Source organism: Patescibacteria group bacterium (assembly GCA_041664365.1).
Classification (GTDB): domain Bacteria; phylum Patescibacteriota; class Patescibacteriia; order UM-FILTER-42-10; family UM-FILTER-42-10; genus JAHJEX01.
In genome coordinates this window covers 1-14,560 of the sequence record JBAYKW010000016.1, presented here as the reverse complement: position 1 = coordinate 14,560, position 14,560 = coordinate 1, and the positions used below count along the sequence as shown (strand labels likewise).

The 14,560-nt window shown below is 39.5% G+C and carries 13 protein-coding genes; all 13 read left to right on the top strand.

The features are described 5' to 3' along the window. On the top strand, positions 1 to 661 hold a 661-nt coding region (gene rsmH, locus WCW66_06720), incomplete at its 5' end, for a 16S rRNA (cytosine(1402)-N(4))-methyltransferase RsmH (GenBank protein ID MFA6392399.1). Between the two features lie 10 nt (positions 662 to 671). Next, the gene (locus WCW66_06715; protein ID MFA6392398.1) at positions 672 to 1,034 is read left to right on the top strand and encodes a hypothetical protein; all 363 of its coding nucleotides are present in this window, start codon (positions 672 to 674) and stop codon (positions 1,032 to 1,034) included. An 81-nt stretch (positions 1,035 to 1,115) separates the two neighbouring features. Further along, the gene (locus tag WCW66_06710; GenBank protein MFA6392397.1) at positions 1,116 to 2,897 is read left to right on the top strand and encodes a penicillin-binding protein 2; all 1,782 of its coding nucleotides are present in this window, start codon (positions 1,116 to 1,118) and stop codon (positions 2,895 to 2,897) included. A gap of 62 nt (positions 2,898 to 2,959) precedes the next feature. After that, positions 2,960 to 4,261 (top strand): UDP-N-acetylmuramoyl-tripeptide--D-alanyl-D-alanine ligase, encoded by a 1,302-nt coding sequence (gene murF / locus WCW66_06705; protein ID MFA6392396.1) that lies wholly within the window; start codon positions 2,960 to 2,962, stop codon positions 4,259 to 4,261. 130 nt (positions 4,262 to 4,391) lie between these two features. Further along, positions 4,392 to 5,246 carry a hypothetical protein gene (locus WCW66_06700; protein ID MFA6392395.1) on the top strand — a complete coding sequence of 285 codons (855 nt, stop codon included), beginning with the start codon at positions 4,392 to 4,394 and terminating at the stop codon, positions 5,244 to 5,246. Between the two features lie 273 nt (positions 5,247 to 5,519). After that, positions 5,520 to 6,638 (top strand): hypothetical protein, encoded by a 1,119-nt coding sequence (locus WCW66_06695; protein ID MFA6392394.1) that lies wholly within the window; start codon positions 5,520 to 5,522, stop codon positions 6,636 to 6,638. Positions 6,639 to 7,215: 577 nt separating this feature from the next. Continuing rightward, positions 7,216 to 7,641 (top strand): single-stranded DNA-binding protein, encoded by a 426-nt coding sequence (gene ssb, locus WCW66_06690; GenBank protein MFA6392393.1) that lies wholly within the window; start codon positions 7,216 to 7,218, stop codon positions 7,639 to 7,641. 257 nt (positions 7,642 to 7,898) lie between these two features. Continuing rightward, a complete protein-coding gene (locus tag WCW66_06685) occupies positions 7,899 to 8,603 on the top strand; it encodes a M23 family metallopeptidase (protein MFA6392392.1) in 705 nt (234 codons plus the stop codon). 90 nt (positions 8,604 to 8,693) lie between these two features. Next, the gene (locus WCW66_06680; GenBank protein ID MFA6392391.1) at positions 8,694 to 9,302 is read left to right on the top strand and encodes a hypothetical protein; all 609 of its coding nucleotides are present in this window, start codon (positions 8,694 to 8,696) and stop codon (positions 9,300 to 9,302) included. Between the two features lie 85 nt (positions 9,303 to 9,387). After that, on the top strand, positions 9,388 to 10,518 hold the full coding sequence (locus tag WCW66_06675) for a hypothetical protein (GenBank protein ID MFA6392390.1): 1,131 nt from the start codon (positions 9,388 to 9,390) through the stop codon (positions 10,516 to 10,518). Positions 10,519 to 10,671: 153 nt separating this feature from the next. Continuing rightward, the gene (locus WCW66_06670) at positions 10,672 to 11,196 is read left to right on the top strand and encodes a hypothetical protein (protein ID MFA6392389.1); all 525 of its coding nucleotides are present in this window, start codon (positions 10,672 to 10,674) and stop codon (positions 11,194 to 11,196) included. An 11-nt stretch (positions 11,197 to 11,207) separates the two neighbouring features. Then, complete coding sequence (locus tag WCW66_06665) at positions 11,208 to 13,481, top strand: hypothetical protein (GenBank protein MFA6392388.1); 2,274 nt, start codon at positions 11,208 to 11,210, stop codon at positions 13,479 to 13,481. A gap of 370 nt (positions 13,482 to 13,851) precedes the next feature. After that, positions 13,852 to 14,560, top strand: a 709-nt coding sequence (locus WCW66_06660; protein ID MFA6392387.1) for a type III PLP-dependent enzyme, incomplete at its 3' end; no start/stop codon positions are given.

The following is a 14,560-nucleotide window of genomic DNA, read 5'->3' as shown; positions in this document are numbered from 1 at the left end:
TAAAATTAGCGGCATATTACTTGATCTTGGGATCTCTTCATTTCAACTCGAATCTCAAAGCGGAGGATTTTCTTTTCAAATTAATGGGCCACTAGATATGCGCTTCGGCGGTCCGGATCAGCAGTTGACCGCTGCCGAGATCGTCAACAAATGGAGCGAAAAAGAGCTATTCAATATCCTGCAGAGCTACGGAGAGGAAAGACACAGCTGGGCGATTGCACAGGAGATTGTAAAGACCAGAAAAACAAAAATAATTTCAAATACAAGCGAGCTCGTTCAAATAATTGAAAAGGTATACAGCAATAAACCCAAACCGAAAAAGATCCACCCGGCCACTAAAACATTTCAGGCTTTAAGGATCGCAGTGAATGATGAATTAGACAGCCTGCGCCAGGTGCTACCGCAGGCGCTGAATATATTGTCGCCCGGGGGTAGGATAGCTATTATCTCTTTTCATTCTTTAGAAGATCGGATCGTCAAACAGTTTTTCCGTCAGGAGTCCAGAGGATGCCTGTGTCCGCCCGAATTCCCGGTCTGCCGCTGCGGCCACAAAGCCCAGTTAACATTAATCACCAGGAAGGTAATTACGCCTTCATTGGAAGAAATAAAACAAAACTACCGCGCGCGGAGCGCAAAGCTCCGCGTCGCGGAAAAAATATAAGATAAACACAATGACAAAATTTACCAGATTTACAACTAAATGCAAAAATGAACGGGCGAACAATGAAAAGAAGCTGAAGAAAGTTCGCTTGGGCAATATCAGTATCAGCATGGTGGTGGTTACTCTGACAGTGCTTGTTGGTTTTGTATATTTGGTTCAAGTTAATACAGTCTCAACCGGGGGATTCAAAATTAAAGATCTTTCTCAGCGCGCGGAAGATTTGCAGAGAGAAAACAAAAAGCTGGAGCTGCAGGTTTCGGAGCTTCAATCACTGCGGACGATCAAAGAAGCATCAAAGGATATGAATCTTGTCGGTGTCAGCACAATGGATTACGTGACCCTTCCTCCGTCTGAAGTTGCATTAGGGGAGTAAAAGTAATACTTTGGGTTATTGTGCTGCAGAATTCTGGTCCCGCTTTATAAGAGGGACTTTCTTTATTGAAAAAACCATAATATGAGCGCAAAAAGATACGCAAAGACAGGGAAAAGACAAAAATACGGCAGGGCCGATTCAAACAGAAAGCCGAAAAGATTTACTCGGATAAATGTATTGGCCGGTGTTTTTGTTTTTTGTCTGGTTGTGATTGTTATCAGGCTTTTTTCCCTGCAGATACTACAGCACAGTTTTTATGAAGCGATGGCGGCGGGACAACATGCTATTTCACAGTTATTACTCCCTGATCGCGGTGAAATACTTTCTTACGACAATTATTCTGACGAGCCGCATTCCGTAGCAACTAATCTGGATGTTAATCTGGTTTTTGCCGTACCGAAGAGTATTGAAAACCCGGAAGAAACTGCGGATAAGCTTTCAAACTATTTTAATCTGGATAAAGAAATGCTGGTGAATAAACTATCTAAAGAAAATGATGTTTATGAACCGATAGTGCATAATGTTTCTGATGAAAAATGGGAAGAACTAAAAAAAATGGAAATACCCGGCGTTGACGCGATAACCGAGCGTTCACGTTATTATCCCGAGAAAGAAACATTCAGCCATCTGACCGGGTTTATCGGGTTCAGCGATGACCAGCGGGTCGGGCAGTACGGAATTGAAGGATACTTTGATAAAGAGTTATCCGGAGAACAGGGGTTCCTGAATACAGAACAGGACGCAAAGGGTACATGGATTACCGTCGGCAACACTTCTTTGGAGGAAGCAAAGGACGGAGACAGTATTGTATTGACTATCGACCACGCTGTTCAGTTTTTCGTCTGCGATAAACTGGCAGAGGCGGTACAAAAGCACGGGGCCAGCGAAGGCAGTGCGATTGTTATGGATCCTTCTACCGGTGCGGTGCTTGCGATGTGTAATGCTCCAATTTTTGACGCCAATAATTATAATGAAGTTGAAGATATAGAAACTTTTATTAATTCAGCCGTATCTGATCAGTATGAACCAGGGTCGGTATTTAAACCGCTTGCTATGGCAGCCGCGCTCGATATGGGGAAAGTAACTCCGTCTTCAACCTACGAAGATACTGGTGAAGTTAAAATAGGAAAATATACGATTCGCAATTCCGATTTGAAAGCCAATGGAATTCAGACAATGACCAATGTGCTCGAATTATCTCTGAACACCGGGGCAATATATTCTGTCCAGCAAATCGGTAATGAAGCATTCTATCAGTATGTGCAAGATTTCGGTTTCGGAGAAAAAACCGGTATCGAACTAGATGGCGAGAATCCGGGAGATATCAGTTCACTATCAAAATTAGGTGATATATATTCTGCGACCGCATCATACGGCCAGGGAATTACGGTTACACCGATTCAACTAATCTCCGCATATGCCGCTGCTGTTAATGGCGGGAAATTGATGAAACCTTATGTAGTAGAAAAAGTGATCAAAGAAAATGGATTTGAAGTTAAAACAGAACCGGAGTTCATACGACAGGTTATTTCCGCGGAAACATCCAGGACTTTACGGGCGATGCTGGTGAGTGTGGTAAATAAAGGTCACGCCGCCCGTGCCCAGATCAAAGGCTACTTCATCGGCGGTAAAACAGGAACAGCGCAAATTGCAAGAACTGACGGAGCTGGTTATGACGTAAGTCGTCACAATGATACTTTTGTCGGATTCACGCCGGTAGATGATCCAAAATTTGTGGTACTGACCAAAATCAATGACCCGAAAGGTGTTGCTTGGGCGGAATCAACCGCCGTCCCGCTTTTCGGCGAGATTATGAAATTTTTAGTTGACTATTATCAAATCCCTCCTGATGAGGTACAGTAATTATAGGGTTTAGGGATTAGGGGTTAGGGTATAGGATTGATAATTTGTAATTGCATAAAACAATGAGGAAGATTCTGGAGATTAAATTAAGATATTTAGCCAAGTTAATCCTGAAGAAATACAATCCGGAAGTTATTGGTATTACGGGCAGTGTCGGTAAAACTTCCGCTAAAGACGCTGTTTTTGCCGTGCTGGAGAAAAAATTCAGGGTGCGCAAAAATGTAAAGAATTATAATAATGAAATAGGTGTTCCGCTCACCATTATCGGTTCCGAGTCGGGCAATAAGAATATTTTCAGCTGGCTGGCGATATTTTTTAAAGCTTTCGGATTAATTATTTTTAAAGATAAGAATTATCCGGAAAAACTTATCTTAGAAATGGGTGCTGATCATCCGGGGGATATCAAATATCTGGTTGGAATGGCGCCGTGCAAAGTTGGAATTATCACTGCGATTGGAACACTCGGACCGGTGCATCTGGAATTTTTTAAGAATGTTAAACAGTTAATTGAAGAAAAATCCAATATCATCAGCCATCTCTCTCAGGAAGGATTCGCAGTTATAAATCAGGATGATGTAAATGTTTTTCCGTTAAAAACAAAAACAAATGCCAAGGTAATTTCTTTTGGCTTTGCGGAAAATGCTGATGTCCGTGCCAGTGATGTTTCCATAGCAAACCAAGTTGATAAGGGTGAGGGCAAACTGATTACCGGTGTTACATTTAAAATACACTACAAGGAAAGCGTAGTGCCGGTTCTGTTACCGCAGGCATTAGGAAAGCATCAGATATATGCCGCACTATGCGCGGCTGCGGTCGGAACAATATATGAAATGAATTTATCAGATATTTCCGAAGCACTGAGGAGCTATGTATCACCAGCCGGCAGAATGCATTTGATCCCTGGGATTAAACATACCGCAATAATCGATGATTCATATAATTCATCGCCGGTTGCCGCTATTGCAGCACTTGAAACTTTAAAAACTTTTCAGATTGCAGATGGGAAAAGCAAATATGCGGTACTTGGTGATATGGCGGAGTTAGGCGCTTATACCAAAGAAGGTCATGAGGAAGTCGGAAAATATGTGGCAAAGGTTGCGGATGTTTTGATAACGATCGGTGAAAAAGCAAAGATAATAGCAGAAGCTGCCAGGGAAAATAATATGCTCAAGGATAGAGTATTTGAGTTTGATGACGCAGAAAGCGCCGGGCGATTTATCCAGGAAAGATTAATAGAAGGGGATTTAATTCTGGTTAAAGGATCACAGTCTGTGCGCACAGAAAAAGTGGTGAAAGAGCTGATGGCGGAACCATTAAGAGCAGAAGAGCTTTTGGTAAGACAAGGGAAGGCGTGGCAGAAATAGTTTATTAATACTTAAACGCCCTCCAAATGTTGGAGGGTTTTTTATTATAGCTTTAGGGTATTGACATCTGTAAATAATTATGATAATTTCAGTCACCCCCTGCAATGCGTCCCAACGAAGGAGATAGACGATGAGTCACCGTCGAACCTTACTCGCCTGCTTGTTGATTGTTGCGATTCTCGCAACGATTGGGTGTGGGAAGAAAAACGAGTCACAGAGCAGCCTGCCTACTGTGGCTCGACTCACAACTCAAGAGCAGGTTTTGATCGACAGCTACATCAATGGTCTTTCCGCCCTTGCGCAGAAAAGCGCGACAGCGGATTCGCTGATGGTGTTCTACCGGGAGGCGGCAGTTCTCGCTCGCCCAATCAGCGACGGACAGATTATGGTAGTTGAGTCGCCGCGCAGCGATAAGGCTTTCATGGTCGTCCCGTATGTTGATGTCGTGACACAGACTCGGACAGGAGGAGAAGCCTTTGTTGCTGCTCAATACGGCGGGCGGATCATGGCTCTTTACAATAATGGGTTTAGCGATCTCGTAAGAGGTCTCTTGTTGGGTCATGAAATCGTTCATGCTCAAGATGAGATTATCTCTGGCGAGAAAGAGTCCGAACCGTTTAGTCCAACCTGGTTGAATGGTGAGGCGCATGCGCAATACGTAATGCACAATGTCTTGTCGGAATACACCGGCGACATGTGGAGGAATGTGGTACACGAAAGTGCCAGAGAAAGAAGGAGCTGGGCTGTTTCCAATGGGTATTCTGAGGCAGCGATGACTTTCTCGCCTGTGGGTGCAGATAGTACCCGAGTAGTAGATGTGTTCGGGCAATTGTCTGACGATGATCTCACAGTGTTGCTTACGCAACTGACATTTTCTGCCAACATGTTCAATTTCTACGAGATCACCAAAGGTGACATGGTGAAATACGAATCGTACGCCGGCCAGTTCCTGTACGAGTTCTACGCGCAACTCGGAAATCGTTAGGATCACTTCCTGGCGAATCCACCCTCTAGTCTATGAGCGGTGGTTTTTTTATTGACTTCGTTTGTGGAAGTGATAAAATGTAAGAGAAATAAAAAAGATTATTCGGGGCGTCCGCAATTGCGACGGCTCGTTTTATTGTTTTAGATCAGAATTACGCCAAGATGAATATGATTGTTGACAGCAGTTTGATCGAGCGACGGCGCAAATAAGTGTGCATAAATATCTAAAGGTCGCATTGGGTAAAAAAAGCTAACTAATATTAATTGAAAATATATGATAAGAAAAATATCAATAATTGCCCTAATTGCGTTTTTTACTTTTCCTATTAATGTTATTGGTGAAACAGTAATCAATGATTCATTGCCATCTTTACAAAAAGAGAAATATCAAGTGTTTTTTGTTCAATCTGTTTCTCCTCAAGAGGCATTAGAAGTATTGAAAAACACTGTTTCAGATATTGTTTCAATCAATCATAAAGCTATGCTCGGAAACGAATTGACTGAAGGTGGATATTTTGTTCAAACTCAGGACACGAAAGCAATCTTGGAAGACTACCGGAATTCTTATCTTGGTTTTCTTAATGACCTTGCTAATTCAGCAAATCAGAATACAGTACTGGATCCCATGAGTAAAACAGCTCAAAATAATCATAATACAAATATTAAAGTAGAACTTGCAAAGGAAGATCCATTTAAAGCAGTTCAGGTTGAGAGTGTCATAATCAGCGGTAATAATCTGATAGCACATGATCTTTTGAAATTATCAAAAATTAGAGATGTTAAAGCGATTAGTGAAATCTTTCATGAAAAACAAATCATTGAACACAAAAACACCAATGTCGAATTGCAGATAAATGGTATTGATCCAACAAAGTGGGTTCCTGCCCAGGGTACTTCATATATACATCCTTCAAGTGCGGGCGGAAGATATGTTCAACAAAACATGTATTGGAATAGTTGGTGGAATGTTTCAGGATTTGGTATAAACAGTACTTATGAACACGATTTTTTCCTGTATAATTATGATAACAGGACTTATTTATCAAGTAATCAGGCAGCTAATGGTATTCCAACGGTGAGTTATTGGACTTCAAATCTTCCACGGCCATATCTTGATACTCGTTTTGGTGATCCATCCGGCGAAAAGGCATATACAATAGGAAGTGCTAACGGATTAGACATATGGCCATTTAATCAGTATTGGTACTATATTAGAACTCCGAATGGTAATACATCTGTGGATACCGGTAAGATTAATGCTCAACTTGGTTACCGCAATCCTAGTTGGTGCTATACTACTTGGTGTAGTTTTCAAGATCCAAATACACCTATTTATCGACTAATCCTAGCTTGGAATATTTCAGCACCGGGAACTAAAAATTGGAATCGTTAAAAATGTTAAAACATATTTGGAAAGTATTAAGATCGATTAAATTACACATATTTGCGTTGGTAATCTCTATTGCTCTTATTGTGATGTCCCTATTTATTCCCACGAAAGTTAATAATCAATCGGAACTTGAAGAAATAAAATTGGGACTACCTTTACATTTTATCAGCCAAAATCAAAGTAATTACGATCCTCCTTTTCCATTTACTACTAGATTGGTTTCACCATTAGAATCTAAGACTATTATACATTTTCCAAAATTTTTTATTTCGTTATTGATTGATTTGATTCTTGTGGAAGGAACATTGACTCTTCTGCAATTAGTATTTCAGAAAAAGAAGATGAAACTAACACCTAAAAATATGTAAAGTAATTGAAATCGCTAGTTGAGTAAGTGTTGAAATAAAATAATTGTGCTAAACAAATTAATGAAGCAGATATAGGGTAATAAATAATAACAAATTCCACATAAAGGGGCGTCCTCGATTCTCATACTATGAGAAATGACGTCCCTTTTTAATCTGGGATTACAAATAAAGGTCGCATTGGGCAAGTAGAATAATTATTAAAGGGAAAACCAATGAACCTAAATAAAGTATCTTTGATCGGAAATCTCACCAAAGATCCGATCGGCAAAAAAATTGCATCCGGCCAAACTATTACCTATTTTGGTCTGGCAACCAACTATTCGTGGAAGGATATCAAGACCAAAGAGCGTAAAGAAAAAGTGGACTTTCACAATATAATCGCCTGGGGCAGGCTGGCAGAAATTGTCACAACCTACCTGAAAAAAGGCGACAAGGTCTACATTGAAGGTCGTCTGCAGAACAGAAAATGGGATGATGAAAAAGGTCAAAAGCATTCTAAATCCGAAGTGGTTGCGCAGAACCTGATCATGCTCGGTAAAGCCGGTGCGGTAAAAGATAAAGTCGGTCAGGAAGCGCAGAAACAAATGGCGCAGGAAGAAGTAAGTGCGGAAGAAGTGCCGGTGGTTGAAGTGGAATAGTTTTATCTCCTCTCATTGGGGTTCTTCACAAGATGGAGGACCCTAAGACAGAAAAGATAATTCACTGGGCGCTCTCTCGGTTAGCACTCTGCTAGCTGGAATCGCTCTTTCACAACTGGGGAAAACACACTTGCCAAGGGAAACCAAGGCCTGAAAGGAGGCGAGTTAACTTCTGCTTCGTCTGCATCTTGTTTGCTTGAGTCAGTCAAGCTTCATTCCGGAGCTTGAATCTGCCTGATAGGAAAGGGAGAACAGCCATGAAACGGATCCTCTGGATTCTCGGATTGGCCGTCTGCGTGATGGCCATGTTCTGGGTCGCGGGATGCGACAAGACGGAATCGCCCGTCGAACCGACCGACGAGGTTGTCGTCGACCAGCCTGGGGATGACGGTGCACAGGCGGAGAAGGGTTACCCTAGCCGCTGGCCCACGTCCATGTCTCATTTCAAGTTCCCGTTTAGTGGTGTCATGGATGACTACTGGCATGGGCAGACGTGGAGGATTACGTGTGGGTACGGTTGTGGGTACCATCGTAATACGTACTACCCTCCCGCTGGTTACTATTCCATTGACCTCATTCGTTCTGATTCTGCTTCAGCGGGGAGCTGGGTTCTCAATCCCGCTCGTGGAAAGGTTGCGTTTGCGGGTTGGATGACTAGCTATGGCTGGTGTGTGGTCATGAATCATGATGCTGGGCACACTGGCCAAGGGTACACTTCCATCGTCGCACATCTGCAGTCTAATCCGAACGATTACGTCAGTGAAGGCAATGACCTGCTCCAAGGAACCGTTCTTGGTAAATGCGGTGGTTCGGGTGGAGATTGGCCTGCACACATCCACTTTTCCATTTGGAAGCACAACGTTTCCGTTCCTCTAAACGGTATCTCCGGCGGTGGTGCACTTGAAGTGGGTGGTTCCTACTGTTCTGGCAATGCGCTCATTCGTCCTCCTAAGGGGTGGTAGTTCTCAGGAGGGGGGGAGTCAACTGACTCTCCCCCACATTATTAAAGAATGGTATAATTATTTTACGATTTTATCATTAATAATGATCAGGTGAAAAAAACAACTAATATATTAATAATTTTTGCAATATTATTTGTAGCAGTAGTGATTATTGTTTCTTCTTTTATTTACAATAGCAACGATAACCCGAATACAAACGTAATTAATCAAAACGAAGAATTAACAACATTTACAGCCACTGAAATTGGACTAAAAGTGGCTTATCCGAAAAATTGGAATAGATATTACAATTACACAGACGATTTTGGTTTTGCCTTGGAATTAAAGTCAGACACGCAGACGACTATTACCGATCCTTTAACTAATCAAATAGGAACGGGATCGTTAATCACGGTATCTGTATATAAGCAACCCAATTTTGACAAGCTTACTTTAAGTGATTGGATCAATAAGGTTTCTGTTATCAAAGATGAACAAGAGAGAATAAATAAAGATATACAAAGTTATACAGGTTACCAACAGTGGATATGGCATAAACAGAATCCTTATGCTTCGTCGTCTTTCACGTATTATGTGGATAATGGAAATGATATTTGGGAATTTAGAGCGGATGTAAATAATGATGATCCTTCTTCTGTGCAATTTAAAAATTCCAAGGATGCAATACAGTTAATCTTTGACAGTATTGAGCTAGATTAGCTATTTATATACCTTCTCTCACCGGAATTCTTTGAAAGACTGAAGGATTCCGGAAATGAGCGGATGAATAAATTATTACTTGAATATGCGTAATAAAATAACCATAATAATCATTATCATCGCCTGTTTGTTTGTTGGCGTTTTTGTTATCCTACATTTGCTTTATACAAAAGAGACTCCAAATGAGCAGGTTTTGGACAATACGAATAATAGCGTCAATGAGACTACCAATGAAGACGAAGAAAATAGACAAATTTTTGACTCTTATGGAATCCATGATCAAAATATGATTGGGTACGGAAGCACTAAATACGATTTTACAATTGATATTCCACGTGAATTCTATTGTTCTCTTACAACATATGTTCATTGGGGTACTAATACTGCCTTATGTCGAAGATTAAACTCCGATTCCTCTGATGGTCAAGATGATTATCTTTTCATTGAAATTTTCTCGACCGGATATGATTCCTCGCAGGCAGGTGCTTTTGAAGAATGGTATGCAAATGGCATTGCAAAGTATTTCGCACGCGAACTTAATGATGTTGTTAATAAAAATGTTCCATATCAATTGACTCATGAAACAATGACAGGTGGTATGGCGTCGTATATCTACTTTTCAACAGATAAAGCAACGGTCTCTATAGGATCCGCTGATGTGTCAGAGGAAGAAATAACCGAAATAGCTGATTCATTTCGCTGGGTAGAAGATTTAAAAAGCGATATAGGAAATAATATGTCCGATTGGTTGACTTACACTCAGATTTCAGGATTATCATTTGACTATCCAGCTGATGCTACAGTATGGCCAGATGGATATGATGTATATGGCTCTTTGTCAATTCGTAAAGAAAGTACATTTATAGATAATTATGGAGAGGAGTATTTACTAACTCGTAGAAATGTAAATTTGGAACCTCGTGCGAGCTTGACGGAATATATGGAGAATATGATTAGTACATCTGGATATCAAGATAGCAAGAAAGAAATAGGATTGAATGGAACAACTGCTTATCAATTTTCCAACCTGACGGAAACGAATGTATATATTGGTACGTTTTTTCAAGTAGGTGAAGATATATATAACTTCTACATTGAACAAACTGCTCCAGTTGATACCCCGAACAATACATATCTTGTCGATCTTTCTCCAGAATATCTTGACGAAATTGAAGCTACATATAGTCGTATCTTGAATAGTATTGAGATTAAATAAGTAAGTAAGTTATTTTCTCTCACCGGAATTCTTTGAAGGTCAAAGGATTTCGGAAATGAGTAGATAAATAAACATATTAGGATGAATAAAAGGAGAGGAATAATTCTATTAATAGCATTTCTGTCTATACTTATTATTGGCCTAGCTATACCAATGATTAAAGGAATTAATGCTACTGATGGTCAGATATCGCAGAACTGTATATCTCAATCACGACTACTAATACCGAAACTATTTAATCTAATCACTATTTATCAAGAGATAGAAATTCAGGATGATGGAAATGTTATAGCTACGGCGCATTCAATATTTGACGTGGTATTACAGCGAATAAGATATTCAACTGAAGAAAACTGTTCTTTTGGTGAAGGGGCACATATGGAGTATGCTTTTTCTTCAAAAGACTTCTGTTGGGAAGAGGATGATTTTGTTGAGGATACAGCAAGAATATTGCAAGAGTATTATCATGATAATGGATACTTTCCAGCAACTCATCCAGATACGATTATTGCAGATGATGACGAGACAGGGCAGACATTACTCAAAGATATTGATAAAAAGTACGGTGTATATTTTTTTGACAGAATGGGTGAGGAGATTTTTGTGTATTTTAACGGCAATTGCAAACTACAAGTGTTGCCGGATACATACAATGTATATCCAAGGTATAATAATTGATTTTGAATAATATGAAGAAAACAACTGGGACGATTTTATTTATTGTAATCCTTGTGTTTTGTGGTTTGGGTATATATTACATTATAAATCAACCAGAATCAGATTCTAAGGAAGTAATAGTAGAAAATATTTTTGCGGAAGAAACTGAAACAAATTTAGCCACACCGGTTGGCATGTTAGGCTATGAATCAGTGGCAAAAAATATTGACGGTGTGGAAAAACATTTTGATACATACTATTATCAAGATTTTGGAAATACAGATAAGCAAATGGCATTTGAATTGGAATCGGTACCGGGGAATTGGTCTAGTACATTTCAAACCAAAAAACCATACATAGAAAAGGATGGTGATAGCTATAATGTAAAAATATGGGACCAAACAAAAAATAGCAGTGAGATACAATATACATTTCCGCAACAACAATACAACTTCGGTTTTCAAGGCCTTGCACTATCGACGGATGGTAAGAGTCTATATGTTGCAATGACGTTTAATGACAAGGATTGGAATGCGGAAACGGACAGTTTTTCTGATATTAATACAACGGCAGAACTTTATCAGGTAGATCTTACAACAAAACAAGCGGAAAAATTGTACAGCCAGACAGCAAAACTAGATTACTACAGTATTGCTCATGCGACGGATAGATATCTGATTTTGATTAAAACCAAGGCTGAAAGTGATTGGCAACAATATATGGTTTTTGATATTGAAGAAAAAAAGTTTGTAAAAGAATTTGAGGAAGGATGGATGGTTACGGCGCTGTCTCCTAATGGCAGATATTTTGCTTATAATGTTGATTTGTTTTCAAAAGGAGGAGAATTTGATCCGTCACAAATAAAAATTGTTGACATGGATAATTTGGAAACTATTCCAACAGATTTTCTTTCTGAATATGATTTTGGCGCTGAGAATCAGGGGGAAGTATGGTCAAATTATCTGGAACTGGTTTGGGGAACGGATAATAAAACACTTTATACTGTTAAGCATGATTCAAATAATTCCGGATATGACTATGCTATTGTCTATGAAATAAATCTCGCTGATGAGAAAATAAGTGAAGTTCAAACAATTCCTAAAGTGTTTAATTCTGTAAACTTAATTGGTGTATATCAGGATACTTTTATTCTGGAGACATTTGCTGATAATAAAATGCAAATATGGAGCTTTCCGGAGCAGAAAGTATTATTGGAGGTAGATGGTTACGGGTTCAGTAATTCCCAAATCATTTCGGTCCCCGGGGAACAAAAAATCGTAGGACTAAAAAATAGTGATAATATTGCTAATCTCCAATCTAATCTCAAAATAAAAACATCATTATATATGCTTAGGGATGGACATTTAGTCTTTATGGATAAGGGTGAAGAGAAGGTGATATCTGAAGATAATTACGATAAGTTGTTAGCACTATCTGAGGATGGTAATGTGTGGGTTGGAAAAAAGATCAATGAAACAGGTAATGGAATGACGCCTTATTATGAACTTAATCTTTCATTATTAAACTCATTAACTGGGGAGGTTATTGAATCTCAAGTATTTGAAGAAGTTGAGAGCGAAGACTATTATCCAATTTCCAAGCGTTTTGTTTTGAATCATAAAACTACAAACGATACACCGGAAGGCTGGGCACGACAAATAACAATCTTGAATTCTGATGCAAATATTATAGAAGAAGTTCAGGAAGAAAACGTTACGGACCTGTATAATGATGAGTTGTCAGACGGGACTATTATGATAAGCAAAAAAGATAATGATGATACAAAAGCTACTTATCTTGCGCTGAAACCATCGGAGGTGCATGAGATAAAAACGTTTCAGATTCCTCAGAATACTTATGACATAACTTTCTTCAATTCAGTACCACTTACTGTAATTAATAATCCTAAATATAACGAAATGGGTTATTCAGGCGGAGAGGTGTATCGTATTGATAGTGCAGAGCCGGAATTATTTTGGAATATTGATTACGTACAGTCAATACACAATGAGTTTAGTATTGGTTCAAATAATTATGTTTTATTAAGTCAGGGTGACTACACAAACAATGTTCATTCTCCATGTGGAAAGTTGTTCAGAATCAATGGTGATACAGGCGAGGAATTGATCGGTAGCGCATCATTTGCTATGTCAGGCGCGGAAGGGAAGTTGATATATGGACAACCGATTGACTCTTGTCAGCATGTTCGGATTTGGGAAACTGATACAGACGGTAAGAATGCTGTGCTATTAAGTAATGATTCTTACCAAGGATGGTATAAACCGTCGATACTGGTTTTAAGATAAATAAATGTTTGAAACGCAAAACCTTCCCCAACGTGGGGGAAGGCTTTTGTGAACAAACAGCATAGATCTTGTCTATACCGTCAATCACTATGCTACCAGATAGCACCAACATGGTCAATATAGTTCTGCACATCTGATCCCCAGCTAATAATATTTTGTTCTCAGATTAGCCAAATATCTAATCAGTAAATATGCCTTTAGCTACTAGCTATTGACAAAAACTGGAATAAAATATACTCTGACGACTTATTTGATATATTCCTCAGACATTCTTGTATGCTGGTAATGAATTTACCATAGCGACAAATATAATAATGTGCTGTATAATATTATTAAATTTATTTTATTAATAAACAAAAAAAATAAGAAGATGACCAATGGGAACGGAAACGGGAATAGCAGTCATTATCTAACAGAAGAAGAATTCGAAAAGATCAAAAAATTCGGCAAAGATAAGGAAACGCCTTTTCTGGCCATCAGCATTTCGAATATTGCCAACAAATATGATGAATTAAGTGCTCACCTTCCATATGCGAAGGTTTTTTTTGCAATTAAAGCCTGTCCGATCAACGAAGTGATATTGATGCTTTATGAAAAAGGAGCGAATTTTGATCTGGCTTCTATATATGAAATTGACCAGGTCTTAGGTCTGGGTATTCCACCGGACCGGATCAGTTTTGGGAATACAATAAAAAAGGAAAAGGACATCGAATATGCTTATAATAGAGGTATTCGATTGTTTGCGACTGATTCCTCATCAGATGTGCAAAAGTTAGCCCGAAAAGCACCGGGAAGTAAGGTTTTCATGCGAATTCTTTCTGAGGGTGGTAATGCTGACTGGCCGCTTTCCAAAAAATTTGGCGCGCATCCGGATTTAACATACCATCTGGCAAAGGATATCCAGCGTCTGGGCCTGATTCCTTATGGAGTATCATTCCATGTCGGCAGTCAGCAGAGGGAAATCGGACAGTGGGATAACGCAATCGCGCAAACGAAGTATCTGTTTGAAGCACTGGAGTCAGAAGGGATAATGCTGAAGATGATTAATCTCGGTGGCGGACTGCCGGCGCGCTATATGC